General features: G+C 41.0%; 17 protein-coding genes. 16 read left to right on the top strand and 1 reads right to left on the bottom strand.

Features of this window, described 5'->3' with window-relative positions:
- Window positions 1-2: 2 nt before the first annotated feature.
- Complete coding sequence (locus ABWH99_RS12820; RefSeq protein WP_375582247.1) at window positions 3-821, bottom strand: 2,3,4,5-tetrahydropyridine-2,6-dicarboxylate N-succinyltransferase; 819 nt, start codon at window positions 819-821, stop codon at window positions 3-5.
- Between the two features lie 230 nt (window positions 822-1,051).
- On the opposite strand from ABWH99_RS12820, the gene ABWH99_RS12815 reads away from it, so the two are divergent.
- The 16 genes from ABWH99_RS12815 to ABWH99_RS12740 all read left to right on the top strand — a co-directional run bounded on the left by ABWH99_RS12815 (window position 1,052) and on the right by ABWH99_RS12740 (window position 21,421).
- Entirely contained in the window at window positions 1,052-1,990 is a 939-nt protein-coding gene (locus tag ABWH99_RS12815; RefSeq protein ID WP_375582246.1) for a hypothetical protein, read from the top strand.
- 243 nt (window positions 1,991-2,233) lie between these two features.
- The gene (locus ABWH99_RS12810) at window positions 2,234-2,905 is read left to right on the top strand and encodes a metal-dependent transcriptional regulator (RefSeq protein WP_375582245.1); all 672 of its coding nucleotides are present in this window, start codon (window positions 2,234-2,236) and stop codon (window positions 2,903-2,905) included.
- Window positions 2,906-2,998: 93 nt separating this feature from the next.
- Window positions 2,999-3,451, top strand: a complete 453-nt coding sequence (locus ABWH99_RS12805; RefSeq protein WP_375582244.1) for a thioredoxin family protein — start codon at window positions 2,999-3,001, stop codon at window positions 3,449-3,451.
- Window positions 3,452-4,834, top strand: coding sequence for a tRNA uridine-5-carboxymethylaminomethyl(34) synthesis GTPase MnmE (gene mnmE / locus ABWH99_RS12800; protein WP_375582243.1), 1,383 nt, complete (start codon window positions 3,452-3,454; stop codon window positions 4,832-4,834).
- 244 nt (window positions 4,835-5,078) lie between these two features.
- On the top strand, window positions 5,079-5,432 hold the full coding sequence (locus ABWH99_RS12795; RefSeq protein ID WP_375582242.1) for a helix-turn-helix domain-containing protein: 354 nt from the start codon (window positions 5,079-5,081) through the stop codon (window positions 5,430-5,432).
- Entirely contained in the window at window positions 5,429-6,523 is a 1,095-nt protein-coding gene (locus tag ABWH99_RS12790; protein ID WP_375582241.1) for a phage integrase SAM-like domain-containing protein, read from the top strand. Before ABWH99_RS12795 ends, ABWH99_RS12790 begins: the two co-directional genes overlap by 4 nt.
- A gap of 11 nt (window positions 6,524-6,534) precedes the next feature.
- Complete coding sequence (locus ABWH99_RS12785; protein WP_375582240.1) at window positions 6,535-8,265, top strand: hypothetical protein; 1,731 nt, start codon at window positions 6,535-6,537, stop codon at window positions 8,263-8,265.
- Window positions 8,266-8,483: 218 nt separating this feature from the next.
- On the top strand, window positions 8,484-8,789 hold the full coding sequence (locus tag ABWH99_RS12780; protein ID WP_375582239.1) for a helix-turn-helix domain-containing protein: 306 nt from the start codon (window positions 8,484-8,486) through the stop codon (window positions 8,787-8,789).
- Window positions 8,790-9,044: 255 nt separating this feature from the next.
- Entirely contained in the window at window positions 9,045-9,968 is a 924-nt protein-coding gene (locus tag ABWH99_RS12775; protein WP_375582238.1) for a BT4734/BF3469 family protein, read from the top strand.
- Window positions 9,965-11,704, top strand: coding sequence for a DUF3987 domain-containing protein (locus tag ABWH99_RS12770; RefSeq protein WP_375582237.1), 1,740 nt, complete (start codon window positions 9,965-9,967; stop codon window positions 11,702-11,704). Before ABWH99_RS12775 ends, ABWH99_RS12770 begins: the two co-directional genes overlap by 4 nt.
- A 169-nt stretch (window positions 11,705-11,873) precedes the next feature.
- Entirely contained in the window at window positions 11,874-12,146 is a 273-nt protein-coding gene (locus ABWH99_RS12765) for a helix-turn-helix domain-containing protein (RefSeq protein WP_375582236.1), read from the top strand.
- 20 nt (window positions 12,147-12,166) lie between these two features.
- Window positions 12,167-14,062, top strand: a complete 1,896-nt coding sequence (locus ABWH99_RS12760) for a site-specific DNA-methyltransferase (RefSeq protein WP_375582235.1) — start codon at window positions 12,167-12,169, stop codon at window positions 14,060-14,062.
- 89 nt (window positions 14,063-14,151) lie between these two features.
- On the top strand, window positions 14,152-17,280 hold the full coding sequence (locus ABWH99_RS12755; RefSeq protein ID WP_375582234.1) for a type III restriction-modification system endonuclease: 3,129 nt from the start codon (window positions 14,152-14,154) through the stop codon (window positions 17,278-17,280).
- A gap of 5 nt (window positions 17,281-17,285) precedes the next feature.
- A complete protein-coding gene (locus ABWH99_RS12750) occupies window positions 17,286-17,534 on the top strand; it encodes a hypothetical protein (RefSeq protein WP_375582233.1) in 249 nt (82 codons plus the stop codon).
- 6 nt (window positions 17,535-17,540) lie between these two features.
- Window positions 17,541-20,774 (top strand): helicase-related protein, encoded by a 3,234-nt coding sequence (locus ABWH99_RS12745; RefSeq protein WP_375582232.1) that lies wholly within the window; start codon window positions 17,541-17,543, stop codon window positions 20,772-20,774.
- Window positions 20,774-21,421, top strand: a complete 648-nt coding sequence (locus tag ABWH99_RS12740) for a DUF4391 domain-containing protein (RefSeq protein WP_375582231.1) — start codon at window positions 20,774-20,776, stop codon at window positions 21,419-21,421. Before ABWH99_RS12745 ends, ABWH99_RS12740 begins: the two co-directional genes overlap by 1 nt.
- Window positions 21,422-21,543: the final 122 nt, after the last annotated feature.

The raw sequence follows: 21,543 nt of genomic DNA, 5'->3' as shown, positions 1-21,543 counted from the left end.
CTTTAGACAGCTACACTGTTTTCTCTCAGGGCTTCGTTTAAGGAAGTCTTCAGATCAGTAGAAGCTTTTCGCTTACCGATGATCAAGGCGCAGGGTACCTGGAAATCACCCGCCTTAAATGATTTATTTATTGAACCGGGTATAACTACCGACCTTTCAGGTACATATCCATTGTAAGTTACTGGGGAGTCTCCGGTCACGTCGATGATTTTCGAGCTTGCAGTGAGTGTTACCCCTGCTCCTACCACCGCTTCCCGCCCGATCCGGACGCCTTCTACGATGATGGCTCGGGAACCGATAAAGGCTCCATCCTCTACAATCACCGGTGCTGCCTGAATGGGCTCCAAAACACCACCGATACCCACACCGCCGCTCAGATGCACGTTCTTACCAATTTGCGCACAAGAACCAACGGTGGCCCAGGTATCCACCATGCTCCCACTGTCCACATAAGCACCGATATTTACGTAAGAGGGCATCATCACCACACCTTTAGCAAGAAACGCGCCATATCTTGCAACTGCGTGGGGAACCACCCGTACACCTTGCTTGGCATAGTTGGTTTTTAAGGCCATTTTATCGTGGAATTCAAAAGGACCGACCTCGATGGTACGCATTTTCTGAATTGGAAAATAAAGAATTACAGCTTTTTTCACCCAATCATTCACCTGCCAGGAGCCATCCTCGGACGGGGCGGCTACGCGCAGGGAACCATTATCTAAATCTGCGATTACAGTCTTTATGGCAATTTGTACATCTTTTTCGTTCAATAAATCCCTGTTTTCCCAGGCTTTTTCTATAATATGCTGCAATTCTTCCATAAGTTATAAACTCTTAGCTTTGATTGAATGGTTCCTGTAGTATGAGCAAAAAAATCCCAGTAGCTGTAGCCTCCGTCCTCAAACCGGTAGATGATTCCAGAATGTTGCATAAGCTAGGATTTTCAATGCGTGAAACAAATAAATACCACCTAAACATCATAGGATTTTCTTCAAAAAAAAAGCCACAAATTAAAAATATCCGATTTATTGAAATTTTTTCTAAATCCAGGATGCACCCGGCGCGTATTCTGGTTTCGTTCACCTTTCTGTATCATATTCTTCGCCTCAAACCCCAACTCGTAATTGCCACAACATTCGAACTGTTGCCTGCAGCCGTATTGGGAAAATGGCTACTCCACTATAAACTTGTCTACGATGTTCAGGAAAACTATCGAAAAAACATTCGTTTCAACCGCAGCCTGCCAGCACTTCTTCGGCCTATAGCAGAGGCAGTCGTCTGGATGGCCGAAACCTGTACCAGCCCGTTTGTAGATGGACATCTATTGGCAGAAGCCTGCTACCGGCACGAAATGCCGGAGCTCAAACGGGCGCTGTTGCTGGAAAACAAAGCGATTCTACCGGACCGTTCCTACCCACCGTTTCGACTGGCCAAGCCTTGCGCTACATTGTTCTTAATCACGGGTACCATTACCGAAGCATACGGCACGCAAGACGCGATTCGGTGGTTTTTAAAACTATCCGAACTACTGCCCCAGGCACGTCTGGAAATCCTGGGCCATTGCCCCCTGAAGCATTTTGGCGCCCAACTCCGGCAGGAGGTCAAACATCATCCACAAATCCACCTGCACCTATCGGAAACACCTCTTCCCGGCGGCCAAATCGCAGAAGCTCTCCTTGCTTCCGACGTGGTGCTTTTGCCCTACCGCCTGTTGCCCAGTATTTCCGCGAAAATCCCCACCAAATTGTACGAGGGGATCGCCAGACAAAAACCCCTTTTGATAACGCCAAACCCGGTATGGAAAACGCTAATCGACGCCTATCCCGCCGGGATGGAAATGGATTTTTTGGAAACGGGTGACCTTGCCCTCACCTGGCAACGTTTTTCGGCCATGGAATTTTACCGGCAGCCACCGGGCAAGGAAATAAGTTGGGAGGAAGAAAAACGAGGCTTCCTGGCCTTTCTGGATTCCCTTAATTCGGGTAAGTAGTACTTTTTTGATATACTATCAAACACCTTCCAAAGGTTTCTTCTCCTTCTGTTTTATATAGCTATGATCTGAATTTCAATAGTTTATCTATATTTTTAGACAAATAGAAATCTATATTTAGAATATCCTAAAAACTGGAAAACAATTTTCGTTCGTTTATCCACAATTGGTTTAGCTTAAAATTAAACATTTTTTTAGATGAATCTAAAACGTATATTTGCAAGAAATGTCACCTGATCCCGAATGCAACAGCTAAGCAATACCGAAGAGAATTATTTAAAAAACATTTTCCGTTTGTTGGCAGAAGGCAGTGAAAAAGTGGGAACGAACGAAATAGCAGCCCTGACCGGAACCAAAGCAGCATTGGTCAGTGACATGTTAAAAAAGCTCGCTGATAAACAGCTGATCTCCTACCGAAAATACCATGGAGTAAGCCTCACCGAAGAAGGAGCAAAAACCGCCCTGCTTATTCTTCGCCGGCAACGGCTCTGGGAGGTTTTTTTGGTGGAAAAACTAAAGTTTGCCTGGGACGAAGTAGCCATAATCGCTGAGGAATTAGAACACGTAAAAGCGCCACAGCTGGTTCGTAGACTGGATGAATTTCTGGGCTTTCCGAAATTTGATCCACACGGCGACCCCATACCCGATGAATTTGGAGAGTGGGAACACCGCCCCCGGGTACTCCTGCAAGACCTGACACCCGGAAAATCCGGCAAAGTCGTTGGGGTGACCAATAGCAGTACGGGGTTTTTGTCCTACCTTGATAAGGTGGGTATATACATCGGTGCGAATGTAGCGGTGCAGGACAAAATCGAGTTTGATGGCTCACTGGAATTACGGATCGATGGAGGCAAAACCGCCTACCTTTCCCGGGAAGTAGCGGCCAACGTACAAGTTCGCCTGCATCCCGCCTAGTCGGGAGCGGAACCGCAGGACCCGTTTTTTGGTTGTTGTATCAACTTTATGCGGACGGGAACGTATAGTGGAATAAAAATTAACAAAACAGCAATGAAGAAATTTGTGGGCATCCTGGCAATCGCACTCCTGATGGCGGGTTCGTTAAAAGCGCAGGAGAAAGAGATTACCTGGTATAGTTTTGAGGAGGTCATCGACAAGGTCGAAACCGCTCCTAAAATGATTTTGATAGACGTGTACACGGACTGGTGCGGTTGGTGTAAAAAAATGGACAAGGAAACCTTCACCGACAAGGAAGTCATTGACTACGTAAATGAGAATTTCTACGCGGTAAAACTAAACGCCGAAGACAGCAAGAAGAAATTCGAATTTCGGGGTCGGGAATATACGGAGGAAGACATGGCCCGGGCCATGCGGGTTCGGTCCTATCCCAATTTTGTCATCATGGATGCTGCCATGGAAAACATCACCCAGTTGCCCGGATACCGGGAAGCCAAACCCTTCGTTTCCTCCCTGGTAGCCCTGCTGGAAAATTTCAAGCAATAAATGGCTACTTATTTACGTCGCGTCGATGATACCATCGTAGCACTGGCCACCCCGCAGGGCGTGGGAGCGATCGCCGTTATTCGTCTTTCCGGTAAGGAAGCCATAGAGCTGGCCAACCGAGTGTTTTTTGGGAAAAATCTGGAGCGGCAAGCCAGTCATACCATCCATTTTGGAACAATACGGGATGGAGACCGGATCATCGATGAAGTACTGGTATCGCTGTTTGTAGCGCCCCATTCTTTTACCAAAGAAAACGTGGTGGAAATCTCCACCCACGGATCTTCCTACATTGTCAATCAGGTTTTGCGCTTGTTGGTACGTCAGGGCGCGCGACCTGCCGAGCCCGGGGAGTTTACCCAGCGGGCGTTTTTAAACGGGCAGTTTGACCTGGCCCAGGCAGAAGCCGTGGCCGACCTGATTCATTCCGATTCCGAAGCCGCTCACCAGGCCGCCATGCACCAGATGCGAGGCGGATTTTCGGGAGAGATCGCAGAACTGCGTGCCCAATTGATCCACTTTGCCTCTATGATAGAATTGGAATTGGATTTCACCGAAGAAGACGTGGAATTTGCCAGCAGGGAGGATTTGCGGCTACTGGTGGAAAAACTCCTACGGGTGGTGGAGCGGTTAATCAGCAGCTTTGACCTGGGTAACGTGATTAAAAATGGGGTCCCTACGGTGATTGCCGGAAAACCCAATGCCGGAAAATCCACCCTGCTCAATGCACTTCTTAACGAAGAGAAAGCCATTGTTTCCGATATTGCCGGTACTACCCGCGATAGCATCGAGGACGAAATCACCCTGGGCGGCGTGGTGTTTCGCTTTATCGATACCGCCGGTCTCCGGGAAACCTCCGATACCATCGAAGCCATGGGAGTCAGCCGCACCCGGGAAAAAATGAAATCCGCCTCTCTGATTCTGTATTTGTTTGATTTGGGAGATACCGACCTGGTAGCTATCAACCAAGACCTACACCAGCTGGAAAACATAGGGGTGCCCTTTATTAAAGTAGCCAATAAACTGGATAAGGGTAATCCGCAATTTATCAATCAATTAAAAGAGGCCCATCCGGATACCCTTTTCATCTCTGCCGGGAAAAAGGAAAACCTGGAGGAATTGAAAGAAAAAATCCTGGAGCAGGTCAATCTGGACAAATTCCGAACCGGTAATACGGTAGTTACCAATATCCGGCACGTTGATTCCCTGACCCGAACCCGGGATTCGCTGCTGGATGTATTGGGTGGATTGGATCAGGAAGTGAGCAATGATTTTCTGGCGATGGATATCCGCCGTTCCCTGCATTTCCTTGGCGAGATCACGGGAGAAATTACGACAGATGACTTATTGGACAATATTTTTAGTAAGTTTTGTATCGGAAAGTGATACAGTTTCTGTTGATACGTTAAATCTTTCTTTTATCGACATTTAACCAACTTTTTTTGCTTTTTCTTGTTGCTATTATTCCCTTATTTTCTTAAATTTTGTTTCTAATTTGTTTCTAAGGATAAGTTATTTGTTGTTAGAAACATTTTTTTTAACCGATAGGAGAAAATATGTTACATTAGGATACAAAATGATACGTATAGATACCTTATGATTCATATTTACCTAACAACAAAAGATCATAATGAGTAGTAATATTAGAATACTTAGAATTTGTCAGCACTGTGGCCAAGAATTTACAGCCAAAACGACTGTCACCAAATATTGCGGTGAAATATGTGCTAAAAAGGCATACAAAATACGGAAGAGAAAGGAGAAGGTACGGAAAGTGGCTTCAATCCCTATTCAAAAAAGTGAATTCAATCAACACAAAATTCAAGACAAAGACTTCTTGAGCATCGCTGAAACCTGTGAGCTACTTGGAGCTAGTAGGATGACGCTTTACCGACAAATAAAGAATGGGACTATTAAAGCAGCCAAAATCGGGAGACGGACCATTATAAAACGAACAGACATCGAAAAATTATTTCAGCCATGAAGGTTACACTAAGAAAACGAAATCAAGGTGGACTAACCAGTTTATACCTGGACTACTACCATCAAGGGAAACGCAAAACGGAATACCTAAAACTATACCTATACCCTAACCCAAAAACCAATGAGCAAAAAGAGGTCAACAAAAAGACGCTTCAACTGGCTGAGACCATTCGTGCCCAACGCCAAATAGAAGCCCAAAATGGCATCTATGGTTTTCGTGACAACGAAAAAATGAAAGGCAGCTTTCTCGCCTATATAGAATCACTTGCGGAAAAGCGTTCAGGAAACTCAGGAAATTACGGAAATTGGAAGAGTATGCTGAAGCATTTAAGGGATTTCGCAGATCCAAAAATCTCATTTTCTGATATTGACAAAAAATTTGTGCAAGATTTTAAGGATTATCTTGATGACATTGCCTTAAAAGGTGATAAAACCAAACTTTCCCAAAATACCAAGTGCTCCTATTTTAACAAGTTCAAAGCAGGGCTCAACCAAGCCGTTGAAGATGAAATACTTACAAAAAATCCAGCCGCTACGGTTGGCGGCTTCAAACAAGGGGAACCACAGAGAGAGTTTCTTACGCTAGAGGAATTACAGTCAGCAGTAAAAACGGAATGTGAAATTCCCCAATTAAAAAATGCATTCATTTTTTCCTGTCTCACAGGTCTCCGTTGGTCAGATATTCAAAAGCTAACTTGGTCAGAGATCCAGTATTCAGCTGGATTGGGAAACTATATCCGATTTAGACAGCAGAAGACCAAGGGAGCTGAAACACTTCCTATTTCGAGAGAGGCAGTACAGTTGTTAGGAGAGAGAAAGAAACCCAAGGATGTAGTGTTCAATGGCCTAAAATACTCCTCTTGGCATAATTCAAAATTACAAGAATGGATGTTACGTGCGGGTGTCACTAAATCAATTTCATTCCATTGTGCCAGGCATACATTTGCAACGCTGCAACTTACCGCAGGTACAGATATTTATACTGTATCAAAACTTTTGGGACACCGTGAGTTAAAAACCACCCAAGTTTATGCTAAGGTCATCGATGAAAAGAAGAAGGAAGCGGCAAACAAAATCCAAATCAAACTCTGAACCCTACCGCTATGGCTGAAGAAAAAGACCAGGATAGCATAAAGAAGGATTTGCCAAAGTTTGATTGGGCTAAATTCCAAAGAGACCGCTTCACCTATAAATGGCAGTTCTATTCTGACGAACATGACCACCATTTTAAATACACCGATGATTGCCTCTATGAAGAAGGTGCAATTTTAGAAGGACAGGATAGAACAGACTGCGTAGAAGTAGAATTGTACAAGGGACCAGAGAATCCCCCTTGGGATTCTCATATTAGATACAGTAATTGGCAGCTTGCCTTACGAGTAGAGTTTTTTAAGGAAGTCTTTGAGGAGCATGCCTTTGTCGAAGGCTATCAACCTCAACACAAGTTTGAAAGGATAATAATACCACCAGCATTACACCACGAAATACTGAATGCAATTAATGATTTTGAGCTACTACATATAAAGGACCTTCTCTTGGAACTCATTGCTTCTGCTCAAGACATCTATATACGTGATGTTGCTTTTTGGGAAAAACCTAAAAACCAAAAGCTTATTACGTCTGCTGAAAAGGAAACAGAGAAAGCCATCCAAGTAATCGACCAATCAGGCCATGATATGAAGTCATGGCGGGAATCTGACGAAAAGGTTCGTCCACAGTTAGACCATATTAAGTTTGTATTCAATACAGGTTCAATTAAGTTAGAGCATGAGTGGCTTGCAAGGGAGTTCATTGAGAACATGAAGCGTGCCTATGACGATCTGCGCTATAAGGATTGGAAGAAAGACCTTGCCCTTTATCCTGCAAGATTTGATGATAAAGCTCACAAGGCTAAATTCAAATACCGATTAGCCAGGTCTTACTATAACCTCTTCACTAAAAGCAAATTCTTTGAAGTCAAAAAAGAAGTAGCTTACCCAAATCAACTAATGCGCTGCATTGCCAAACTCATTGAGTTCTCACTTATACCTGTTGGTGATTGGGATGACTCTGATGATGTAAAGGTTAAACACATTAGAAATTGGCTTAAACGCAATGACCTTGAACCAAAACTAACCTATGCCGAAGTAACAGCAGATCTCGAAAATCTGAAACAATATTTTGAACCTAACTTCCTTGAAATGGCTGATGCAACAAAGCGTGCAGATGCTATTTCAGTAGCTTACTTCATTTGTCAACGCTTCGATATTCAGGACTTATTACCTGACCTCATTCACATAGCTTCCTGTATTAAGGAAACCAATTGGCTGGTTGGTCACCAGATGACTTCCAACAATAGAATGAATGAACCTGAAATCCCTGAAATGAATGCCTTTAGGCTTCTCATGAACGGTATAAAAGGGAAAAAGAAGCTCACTTCTTTGAAGTTCACTTTAGAAGGTGAAGACAGGGAACAACAGCTTTCTTCACGCCTACCTATGTTTCTCATTGAAAAAGCATTGCGCGAATATTACGAAGGCTATCGAGTAGAATTTGATACTGAGATAGTTCCTACTTTCTTCAAGAAAAATAAAGACGGTAGTGTCAAAATTGAAAAGAAATCTCGAATCAACAGACCACATGAACGTCATTTGGTCCGGCTCGTACATTCTCTTTACAATTTTCTCAAAGACCATTCTGGTATAGACAGAGACGAAATCCTAACCGAACAGCAGTACTACGAGATAATTGGATTGCTTTTCAGAGAAACCGACGTTTTTTATCAAAAAAATGTGAATGAACAAGCCGTCTTAGATCAAATAAAAGAGTGGCATCACTTACACTCGGCAAGCTAACTACTTTTTTTCTTTTTGCATAAATAATTTTTCACGTAACCAATTGATAATCAACAGGAACAAAACCTGCTAAAAGTAGGCTGTTTCTGTTCCTTCCACATTCCTTCCCTTATTCCATATTTGTATCACAATCGCTGATTCAAGCCTCCGTGCCTTGGTTTTTTGAAGCGGTTGAAAGGCACGACAAACTTCATTGTAAAACTTTAAAAATTAGAAGAATGTCAACAGATATATTAATTCAAAAATTGGAACGAATAGAGACTCTAATCGAGCAGCAGGGAATCTTACGCAAGGAAGTGCTCAACTTTACGGAAGCATGTCAATACTTGGGACTGAGTCAGTCTCACATGTACAAACTAACGAGCAGCAAGTCCATACCCCACTTCTGCCCGCAAGGGAAACGCCTCTATTTCAAACGTACAGAGTTAGACGAATGGCTCCTTCGTAATCGAACCGATACTCAGGATGAGCTAGACCGCCAAGCAGCAGACTATTTGATTAAGAAAGGGAGGGTAGAGCTATGAGGATTTTTGTCACATATCCAGGGTTCTCCCCGGAAATTAAAGTCAAAGGAGTATTGCTCCGGCAATATTTTCAAAAAATTATACTGCGAAGCAAAGGAAGAGTCATTGAGATGGTAATCGAACAACATCTCAGCGAGTCACCAATCTGCCGACTAAGATTTATCAGCGTGCATCGATTGGAAAACCCTCTCAAAAGCCCCCGGATTTCTTGGGCAATTCTAAGGCCACTCATTCACCCTCAAAACAGAAAAGGACATGAGTTTGAGTAGGAAAGCGATCTTGGAAAAAACGTACAAAGGGATAAATATTTATGCCCATGTGCTGAGAAAATATTATTCAGGAGAAAGAGTTCTTTCAATTTCGGGAAAGGACTGTGCCCCGACTAAAAACCCGTTTAATTTCGGAAAACCGACACTATGGATTAAAATAGTAGACGGTTGTGCAGTACACGTGGACACGGATAATGCTATCGGTTATGGTGACGCCTTTGATTTCGCTGGGCTCCACTTTAAGCAGAGTGGTTACGAGTTATTAGTCACCTTAGATAAAGAATTGAACCTAGGTATACATGAAAGATCACTTTTCACAGAGCAAAGAGAAGTAACCTATGGACAACAAAAAGAGGAAGCTGCTAATGCAATTCCAAAATTTAGTTATTTCGCTAATCCTATAACTAACACGATTCCAAGTCAAAATGTCAATCTGCTAGACGTGTACAATCTAATAAAAAGTGATGCCTTTGCTGATCGCACAACTGCACTTAGGGAAATTGGAGATCGGAGTAAAGCGCGATTTTTTAAAGCCAGTAACTTCGATTACGTTACATTTTCGGGCTCATTCTCAAAACGAAACGAAGCCGATTTACTGCAACATTCTGGCTTGTTAGCTCTTGACTTTGACCACGTAGAAAATATCCAACAGTTACGCAACCTGCTGCTAGAGGATCCAATGATCGAGACTGAACTTCTTTTTGTATCTCCATCAGGGGACGGAATTAAGTGGGTAGTAGCTGCTGATATTTCAGAAATCAGTCACAAAGACTATTTCACCGCAGTGGCGAATTATGTCGAACATGCCTATAAGTTGAAAGTGGATCAATCCGGAAAAGACTCGTGTAGAGCTTGCTTTCTACCCCACGATCCACACGTTGTAATTAACTCAAAATATTTGACTCAATGAAAAAAACATTTAATCCATTAGATTGGCTTAGTAAGCCAAATACACAAACAACAGATACACAGATAATAGATGATGAAAATAACCATGGCTCATACAATTATGATGAAGTGAGTACCATTATCGATGAAATAGAAGCTAATAAAGTAGACATCGCCCCTGAATATGCAGATTGGCGCAATATTGGATTCGCTTTTGCAGATGCTTTTGGTGAAACAGGTCGTGAACTCTACCTTCGAACTAGCCGTTTTTATCCAGGTTTTAATGAAGTTGAATGCAACGAACAATACGACAAGTGCCTTAGATCCAGTGGTGAAGGTATCAAATTGAATACATTTTTCTACTTGGCAAAAAAAGCTGGTATTTCTCTTTCTCGATTCACTTTTGAGGAGCAAAAAATCAACAAGCCTCTTACCATTCCTCCAAATGTCTATTCGCAACTACCTGACTTTCTTCAAAAAGTAGTCGTACACGCAGTGTCAGACGAGGAGCGAGATATTTTACTTTTGGGCAGCCTTGTAACACTAAGCTCTTGTATGCCAAATATATATGGAATATATCATGGAAAAAAGGTTTTTGCTAACCTCTACCTGTTTGTTACGGCCCAAGCATCTGCAGGAAAAGGTAATCTTGCTTACTGTCGGAGGCTGGTGCTTCCCATTCACAAAAAATTGAGGGAGGAATTTCTTCGCGACAAGGAGAAATATGAATTGGATCTAATGGCATACAATATTAAAAAGGATGCAAAGAAGGAGGAAAAACCTTCCAAACCAAAAGAAAAAATGCTATTTATCCCTGCTAACAATAGCAGTACCGGTGCCTATCAGATACTGGCAGATAATGATGGAAAAGGGATAATTTTTGAGACCGAGGGTGACACCTTGGCCCATGCATTCAAGTCTGAGCATGGCAACTACAGCGATGGATTTCGTAAAGCCTTTCATCATGAAACAATCTCGTATTATAGACGAACAGATCAGGAATACGTTGAAATCGAGACTCCTTGCCTTTCTACCATGCTTTCTGGCACCCCCAAGCAAGTAGCTGCACTCATACCCAGTGCTGAAAATGGTTTATTCAGTCGATTCATGTTCTATACGATGAACCTTAAACCCGAGTGGATCGATGCATTTTCGGTAGATTTGAATGATGGCTTGGATAGTTATTTTGACAATTTGGGAAATGATTTCTATGAAATATTCAAAAATCTGGAATCAAATGGCGGTATACGTTTTAAACTCACAGGTTCTCAGAAAAAGGAATTCAATAAATTCTTTAGAGAAAAGCAGGCACAATATATTTGCCTGCAGGGTATTAGTATTGCCAGTATGGTCCGTCGAAGCGGACTCATTGCCTTTCGCATTGCCATGATTTTATCTGTTTTGCGAATTATGGAAACAGGGGATATTTCAGATCCACTGGTATGCAGAGATGAGGACTTTAAATCTGCAATGGCTATGGTCAATGTACTGCTTAAACACAGCGATAAAGTTTATACCCAAATGCCCAAAGAAGAGGTACCTCAAGCACGTAAGAATATCCAACAGCAGTTCTTGGATGCCTTGCCCAAGAACTTTGACCGAAAAACCTATGTGAGTACTGCTGAGAAGTTGAAAATCAAGGAGAAAACGGCAGAAAACTACATCAAAAAGTTTGTGGAGTCAGGCTTACTTGATCACCCCAGGCATAACCAATATGTGAACCTTCAAATACCGGATACGGAGCAAGAAGGGACCTGATACTTTTAAGGATTCTCAGGATGTAAAGGAACCGTGGATAGGATTATCCCCGGTTTTATTTATTTCCTCAACTTCCTAATCCGGTTTTATTTTAGTTTTTTGTTTTTCATTCATAATTCTTTAACTAATTTGTTCAAATTATGACAAGTCACTATAAGGATAGACAACCATGATTGGTGATAAGATCCGGGAACTGCGTGAAAGCAAGAATATTCTGCTTCGACAGTTAGCTGCTCAACTAGATATGGATACAGCCATGCTCAGCAAAATGGAGCGCGGCGACCGCTTTTTTAGAAAAGAAGACATTGTTGCACTCGCCAAAATATTCAAGCAATCTCAAAAAGACCTGCTTACCCTGTGGTTGGCTGATAAAGTGCTAAAAACCATTGAAAACGAAGAACATAAAAGACAAGCCCTGGAGCTTGCTATAAAAACATTGTAGCGCACACAGAGCCACAAGCTATGGATACAGAAAAACTCGACATGCAATCACCCGACTTGGTGAACGAAAACTTTGAAAAGTTAGCAGCCCTCTTCCCTAACTGCGTTACTGAAGGTGCTGAAGGCAAAGCCATAGACTTTGACCTACTCAAACAAGAGCTAAGCCATGCTGTGGTAGAAGGCAATAAAGAGCGTTACCGTATAGAGTGGCCAGGGAAACGAGAAGCCATAGTAACTGCCAACTTGCCTACTACCAAAACCCTACGCCCTGTACGGGAAGACTCTGTAGACTTTGACAATACCGAAAACCTCTACATAGAAGGCGACAACTTGGAAGTACTCAAGCTACTGCAAGAAAGCTACTTGGGTAAGATTAAGATGATCTACATAGACCCGCCATACAATACAGGGAAGGACTTTGTGTACAAAGACAACTTTAGCAAAGATGCTCAGGAAGAACTCATAGAAAGTGGACAAAAAGATGAGTACAACCAACGCTTGATAGCCAACCCAGAGACTGCAGGACGGTACCATTCCGATTGGTTGAGTATGATGTATCCAAGACTGAAGTTATCCCGAACACTTTTGGGTGATAACGGTGTGATTTTTATTTCAATTGGTAATGAAGAACTACAAAATTTAAAGAGTATTTGCGATGAAATTTATGGAGAAACCAATTTCATAACTATATTAGGAAGGCTTGCAAAAAAAGGTGGTGCTTCAGGTAGATTTTTTTCACCCAATGTAGAGTTCTTATTGGTTTATGCCAAGAAAATTGACGCATTAAATCCATTTAAAGATGAAATGGATGAAAAGCTAATCAAAAAAGTTTATACCAATGTTCAGAAGGATGGAGAGCGAAAAGGAGAGTATTACAGGACAATGGGATTATATCAGTCTTCCTTGACTTTAGAGAGAAGTAGAAATGCTCGGTATTTTATTGAATGTCCTGATGGAGATAAAGTTATTCCACCAGAAGGAAAGAGATGGAGAGTAGTTGAAGAGTCCTTTATAAAGATGTTAGATGAAGGCAACATTGAATTTAAAGAAACTAATTCTTCACCTCTTTTTGATGAGAACGGCAATCAATCCAAGTGGAATATTTACACTAAAATTTGGTTAAAAGATCGTGAAGAAGAAGGAATGTTGCCCAATGACTTTATTGATAAGTATGAGAACAGATTGAGTTCAAAAGAACTTCAGAAGTTAGGAATACCTTTTGACTTTGCTAAACCAACCGCACTTATTAAGTATCTGGCGAAAATCATTGATGATAAAAATAGCATTGTCCTTGATTTCTTTGCGGGTTCTTCCACAACTGCGGATGCACTAATACAACTCAACTCTGAAGATGAAGGAGAAAGAAGGTTTATTCAAGTGCAACTTCCTGAGTTAACTGGTGAAAAAAGTGAAGCCTACAGAGCTGGTTACAAGAATATCTGCGAAATAGGTAAAGAACGAATACGCAGAGCAGCCAAAAAAATCAAAGAAGAAACCAATGCAGATATAGATTATGGTTTCCGTGTCTATCGCTTAGACAGTAGCAATATGCAAGATGTCTATTACAAGCCACAAGACTATGACCAAAACAACTTAGAACTCTTTGCAGACAATGTTAAGCCAGACCGCACCGCAGATGATTTATTGGCACAAGTGATGTTGGATTGGGGCTTGCCTCTATCCCTCAAAATTGAGCAATTAGATGTATCAGGCAAGAAGGTCTTTAAAGTAGCCGAGAACTCACTCTACGCTTGTTTTGATAGTGGCATAGATGAAGACTTTGCCAAAGCCATTGCTAAAGACGAGCCATTACGTATTGTGTTCAAAGACAGCGGCTTTAAAAACGATACAGCCAAAACCAATGTAAAGCAGCTTCTCAAGCAGCTAAGTCCAGAAACTGAAATGAAAGTGATATAAGATGAAACGAGCAAACGAAAACTTTCATTTAGGAAAACGAATGTCTAATAGCGGGTTCCATGTGACCACTGAAATTAAACAGATACCACATGAAACTACAGTTTAAAGAACAAGACTTTCAGGTCAATGCGGTTCAGGCTGTAGTAGATTGTTTTGAAGGACAACCCCTCAAAATCAATCGCTTCACTTTAGAGCGCAGCAAAGAACTCATTAAAAAAGCCAAACAAGCGGCTACAGGAGTTCAAACCATAGACTTTGAAATAGAAGAAGAAATTGGTTACCGTAACTCTGCTATTCAGCTCATGGAAACGCAGATGCTGAAGAACATACAGGAAGTTCAAAAGAAAAACGACTTGCATGAAAGCCAACAGATAGAACGCCCTCGTGGCGTAAAGTTGGGCTACAACCTCACCATAGAAATGGAAACAGGTACAGGAAAAACCTATACCTATATCCGTACCATGTATGAATTGCATAAGAAGTATGGTTGGAGCAAGTTCATTGTAATTGTACCCAGCATTGCCATTCGTGAAGGAGTTTACAAGTCTTTTCAGGTAACACAAGCCCACTTTCAAGAACTCTACGGGCACAAGATCAATCCATTCATTTACAATTCAGGTCGCCCACAGGATATTGAGAATTTCGCTTCTGATAGTCGTATCAGTGTCATGATTATCAATACCCAGGCATTCAATGCTCGTGGTAAAGATGCCAGACGTATCTATCAGGAGTTAGACCAATTTGGTACTCGTAAACCAATTGAGATTATTGCTCAAACGAATCCAATCTTAATCATTGATGAACCACAATCGGTAGATGGTGCAAGAACCTTGGAGAGCATGCAAGACTTTAATCCTCTTTTCACGCTGCGCTATTCAGCTACGCATAAAGTGGAATACAATAAGGTCTATCGTTTAGATGCCTTGGATGCTTACAACAAGCGTTTGGTTAAGAAAATACAGGTAAAAGGTATCAACCTAAAAGGCTCTACAGGTACCAATGGATACCTCTATTTGGAGAATATCAGTCTCAGCACCACCAAGCCACCTTATGCAGTAATTGAACATGAGAAACGCACCGCTTCAGGTTCAATCAGTAAAAAGCGGGTTAAAGTAGCCGAAGGCTATAACCTCTATGAGCAATCAGGCAATATGCCTGCCTACAAGAATCAGACGATAACTGAAATAAACGGCTACCTCAATAAAATAGTAGTCGGTGGTCAGGATGTCTATCCAGGTGATATACTCAATGATAAAGATGAACATGCTTTCCGCAGAGTACAGATTCGAGAATGCATCCTCTCACACCTGCAAAAGGAAAAGCGGCTCTTTGGTCAAGGCATTAAAGTCCTGTCATTGTTCTTCATTGATACTGTGGAGAAATACCGTGTGTATGATGAATTGGGAGACCAGCAATTGGGTGAATACGCTCAGATATTTGAAGAAGAATATGACAAGGTCAAGAACGAATTCTTAGACCTGTTTCAGCAGGAATACAACGACTTTCTAAAAGATACAGACCCAAGCAAAGTGCATAAAGGCTACCTGCCTACTAACTTTGGAGAATACCTCAAAAGAGATTCGGCACATCAAGTACATGACGGCTATTTTTCTATTGATAAGAACAAGCGATCTATTGACCCCAAAGTTGGACGTGGTTCAGAAGAATCAGATGACGTTTCAGCTTACGACCTGATTATGAAAGACAAGGAGCGGTTACTCAGCTTTGAAGAACCTACCCGTTTTATCTTTTCGCACTCTGCTCTCAAAGAAGGTTGGGATAACCCTAACGTCTTTCAAATTTGCGCACTCAAACAGGCAGAAAGCGGAAGTTTAACAAGACGTAGACAAGAAGTTGGCCGTGGAATGAGGCTATGCGTCGATAAACGTGGCGTGCGTCAAGACTTTGAATTGGTAGGAGATCAGGTGCATGATTTGAACAAGCTTACAGTAATTGCATCAGAGAGCTACGAATCTTTTGCCAAAGGTTTACAGAAAGAAATCGCCGATACACTCCAAGATCGTCCACAGAAAGCAGAGGTAGCATACTTCGTTGGAAAGATAATTACCAACGAGCAGGGTGAAGAATTACGTGTCACGGAAGATGATGCCAAAAAGCTACAATTTAAGCTCATAGTTGAAGGAGTAATAGACGAAGACTACAAAATCACTCAACTAGGAAAGGAACTAATTGAGCAAGAAAAGATTGATTTGCCTGAGAAGCTTGAGCCATATAAAGCATCCGTCTGTGGACTATTACAGTCCATATACACTGGGGATCAGTTCAAACCAGAGGATGAACGCCAAACAGTTATACTTAATACCAACAATAACTTTAAGAAGAAGGAGTTTCAGGCCCTTTGGGACAAAATAAACCTGAAAACCATCTATGAGGTGCAGTTTGATACGAAGCAACTTATTGAAGACTCAAAAATAAAAATAAATGGCCTCCTGCACATCGGGGAACGTATTTATGAAATCAGAACGGGAGAATTGAAGGACGGAACTGCGGATGAAATGCGAGAAGGCAATTTGATTCAAGAAAGAAATGTTCAAAGGCAACGATTGAATACCGATATTTTTAGCGAGGCCTTATATGACGTGGTGGGTGAGATTGAAGTTCAGACCAACCTTACTCGCCGAACCATCGTGGAGATTCTGAAGAAGATTAATCCAGAGAAGTTTTTATTAATCAGGAAAAATCCAGAGGAGTTTATTGGCAAATGCAGCAAGCTGATCAACGAGGTAAAAGCCAGCCTTATTATCAACAACATTGTCTATCACAAGACCGAAGAAAGGCACGATGCCAGGACAGTGTTTACCAATGATAAACTCGCTTTGCGCAAATCGGAACTACTCAAAAAGCACATTTACGACTTCCTTACCTCAGATTCCAAGATCGAATCAGACTTTGCGATTGCATTAGAAAACAGCACAGAAGTAGTAGTATATGCAAAGCTTCCCAAAAGTTTTCATGTATCGACCCCTATAGCCAACTACAGCCCCGATTGGGCAATCGTATTTGATAAAGAAAAAGTACGCCATATTTACTTTGTAGCAGAAACGAAGGGCTCTGATTCAGATATGGACCTACGAGAGGTTGAAAAACTGAAAATCCACTGCGCTACGGAACATTTCAAGGAAATAAGTGGTGCAGAAGTGAAATTTGAAAAAGTGAGCAGCTACGAGAAACTAATTGATATCGTAAAAATACGTTAGTTACCATGGAAGATTTCGTATCCCCGCTCCCTGGGGTTTGGCATGAATTACACCAGAGATTAATGGATTTTTGGACGAACGACCTTAATAAAATGGGTATAAAGCCGCCTATTCCTCTTATTCTCGCAGGCTGGAATTTTAGTTCTGATTATGAGAAAAGGGATCGATGGCAGGCGACATTGAAGTGGGCAGAAGAAAGATGCTGTACTCACTTGATAAAGGAGTTGAGTGATGAAGAAAAATACTTTGGCTGATCGACTATGAAGCTGATTGACAATATAAATACGCGCCTGGCCGATGATTTGAAGGATACAATAAGAAAGGGGAGTAAACTCAGTATTGCAGCTTCTACCTTTTCGATCTATGCATTTGAGGCTTTAAAAAAAGAATTGGGCAAGATTGACGAATTACGTTTTATTTTCAGTTCACCTACTTTCATTGAAGAAAAGTTTCAAAAAGAACGCCGGAAGTTTTACATACCACATATCGTAAGAGAATCAGAATTATGTGGTGGAGAGTTTGAACTAAGATTGATGAACCAACTCAACCAAAGAGCGATTGCCAAAGAGTGCTCAAGGTGGGTAAAAGAGAAGGTCACATTCAAATCCAACAAGTATAGCAATCAACCCTTGAACGGGATGATTCATGTAAATCAAGGCGATAGAGATGGCCAAGTATATTCGAATATTAGTGGTTTCACCACTTCTGATTTAGGAATCACCCACAAAAAGGGGTTTCCTACGCTTATACAAAAAGCTGAATATCCAGATAGCAACGCCTATTTAGACTGGTTCAATCAAGTGTGGGAGAATGAAGAAGACCTAAAGGATGTAACTCAAAAAGTGCAGGATTACTTCGAGAGTGCATATAAGGAGAACAGCCCCGATTTTATTTACTTCATTACGCTATACAACATATTTAACGATTTTTTAGATGATTTGTCCTTGGACAACCTACCAAATGACCAAATCGGTTTCAAAGACACATTGGTTTGGAACAAACTCTACAATTTTCAGCAAGATGCAGTTATTGGTGCCATTAACAAACTGGAAAAATACAAGGGATGCATCCTGGCTGATTCTGTTGGATTAGGTAAAACTTTTTCTGCGTTAGGGGTGATTAAGTATTACGAAATGCGGAATAAGGACGTCTTGGTCCTTTGCCCTAAGAAATTAGAAGCAAATTGGAACACCTACCGGCATAACGATAAAAATAATGTCTTAGCCTCCGATAGATTCCGTTATGACGTACTGTTCCATACAGATCTAAGTAGAAAAGGTGGTATCAGCAATGGACGTGAATTGGCCAATGTCAATTGGGGTAACTATGGGTTAATCGTAATAGACGAATCCCATAACTTTCGAAATAATAAGACTGTAGTTAGTAGAGAGAATCGCTATCAAAGATTGATGCGAATGGTTATTAAGGAAGGTATTGAAACAAAAGTACTTATGCTTTCTGCAACCCCTGTAAATAATAGGTTTAACGACCTCCGGAACCAATTGGCGTTGGCGTACGAAGGTGATGCTGAAAACATTGATCAGAAGCTAGATACGCAAAGTGGAATTGACCAGGTATTCAGAAAAGCACAGCTTGCGTTCAATATTTGGAGTAGATACGAAACTTCGGAACGTACTACTGAGAAACTGTTAGAAATGCTTGATTTTGATTTCTTTGAGATATTGGACTCATTAACCATCGCCAGATCAAGGAAGCATATTACCACCTACTATGATACGACTGATATTGGGAAATTTCCGGAAAGAAACAAACCCATATCCATTCAAAGTCCATTGACCGATTCCGATGAAGCAACGTACGAGGATATTGCCGAAAAGCTTACGCTACTTAATTTATCTATTTACACTCCCTTATATTACATTCTTCCTAGCAAAATAAAGGCATATGCCGATCTATATGATAAAGAAGTCCGCTCAGGGTTAGGAAAACTTTCTCAAGTAGATAGAGAATTGAGCCTACGGATACTGATGCGTATCAATTTGCTAAAGCGTTTGGAAAGCTCCGTGGACTCTTTCCGAATCACACTCGAAGGGATTATTGGACAAATTGAAAGTGCGATCAAAACCATTGATAAAGGTGGTGCTGATGAATATGAAGGTATTCATAAAATATTGAATGATGAGAATTACGATTTTGAATCTAACTGGGCGGATGAAGAACAAATAATTGGTAAGAAGATTAAGGTACACGTAGCCGACTTGGATACCACAAGGTGGCGTGAAGATCTGAGTGAAGACCTTGCTATCATAAGTCAACTGTGGAGTGATATTGTTGATATCACTGGTGATAAAGACATGAAGCTGCAACAATTGATTGGATTACTGAAAGAAAAAATTCAAAACCCCTTCAACCCAGGAAATAAAAAAGCAATCGTGTTTACAGCGTTCGCAGACACCGCTAATTACTTATTTGAAAATATTCATGACCTCCTAAAAGATACTTACGGGCTAAATACTGCGATAATCACTGGGTCCCGAAGATTGTGTACAACAAAGAAAATTCCGTCCGATTTAAATGCCATTTTAACTTGCTTCTCCCCCCTTTCCAAGGACAAAAAACAGCTTTATCCAAGGGTTTCAGAGTCAATTGATTTACTCATAGCTACAGATTGTATTTCAGAAGGTCAGAACCTACAAGACTGCGATTTCCTCATTAACTACGATATACATTGGAATCCGGTAAGAATCATCCAGCGCTTTGGACGAATCGATAGAATAGGCTCAAAAAACGAGACCATTACTATGGTAAACTTTTGGCCAGATGTAACGCTAGATAATTACATCAACCTCAAACAGCGTGTTGAAAACAAAATGCTTATCAGCAACATGGCAAGTACAGGTGACGATAACATTCTCAATACCGAAGAAAAGGACTTAGAATACCGAAAAATTCAGCTTCAAAAACTGCAAGAAGAAGTAATCGATTTGGAGGATTTACGTGAAGGGGTAAGTATTACAGATCTAGGTTTAAATGACTTTAGAGTCGATTTATCCAATATGATCAAGGAATACGGTGAATTGAAAAATATTCCCGAGGGACTGCATGCAGTAGTGAAATCAAGCCAAATACTTGAAAGCGGAGTTATTTTTGTTCTCAAAAACGTGAACTCTAACGTCAATATCAATAAGCTCAACAGGTTACATCCTTACTATTTGGTTTATATGAAGATGGACGGCGAGCTGATTCTAAGTCATTTAGAGTCTAAGAAAATTTTAGATGCCATGAGAATGCTTACAAAGGGAGAGACATTGCCAATGGAAGACGTTTGTAAAGAACTAGCGCAAGAAACTGATGATTACCATCAAATGAGTGACTATTCAATCTTACTGCAACAAGGAATTGGTTCAATACTCCAAAAAGAGGAAGAGAAAGAAATTTTGAGTCTTTTTAAACCAGGTGGAACATCAGCTCTCAAGGAAAAAATAAAAGGTGTTGAAGACTTCAAATTGGTATCATTCTTGATCATTCGCTAATGGAATTTTTTAATCTTCCAGTAAGAACAAGGGTTGGCAAAGTTGTTCCAAAGAATGCATTTGATCAATCAACGAATACCAAACAGAAAAAGATTTTTGCAGATTATATCAGGAGGATTACCTGGACCCATAAGCTTTCACCCGATACCATAAATCTGAACTCCCAGGATATTGAGGAAATCCAGGTTTTCAAGGTTGAACTCAAAATAAAATCCAATATCCTTAAAATCCTTGAAATCATAAACAAATCGATTCCATACCATATCGTATTTTGGGTCGAATTTGAAGACCATGCATACATCTCCGCATCGATGAAACACCCCCACCCAACCAACAACAACATTTCCGTAATCGATTGGACGTTTAATTCAGCGTGGTTTAAGAAAAACGAAAACAAAATTAATTTAACCTTAAAAGGTAGTTTAGATTCCGTTTTTAAAGATTTATGCGTGAAAATAACAGGAAAGCCAGAATTAGGGAGAAAATCTATGGCAGCGATCCTTCAAAATCAGGAGGAGATCAAAAGCTTAAAAGGGGAAATTAGGAGGATTAAGTCTGCAATCACTAAGAGTTCCCAATTCAATGAGAAAGTTGAACTTAACCTTAAATTAAAAAAACTTGAGCACCAAATGAAAATCATAGAATAGTCATTAATAATATCTTTTTAGTAATACTTTTTGTTATAATTGCCAAATTATTTATTTTTTTTACTATCTTATACACTCACCACCTTATAGATAGCCCCCCCCTGATAAATAGATTGGGAGTA

Origin of the sequence: Cyclobacterium xiamenense (genome assembly GCF_042140265.1) — a bacterium.
Lineage (GTDB): Bacteria > Bacteroidota > Bacteroidia > Cytophagales > Cyclobacteriaceae > Cyclobacterium > Cyclobacterium xiamenense_A.
The sequence above is the reverse complement of the archived record's forward strand: the minus strand, read 5'-3'. Positions and strand labels throughout refer to the sequence as shown.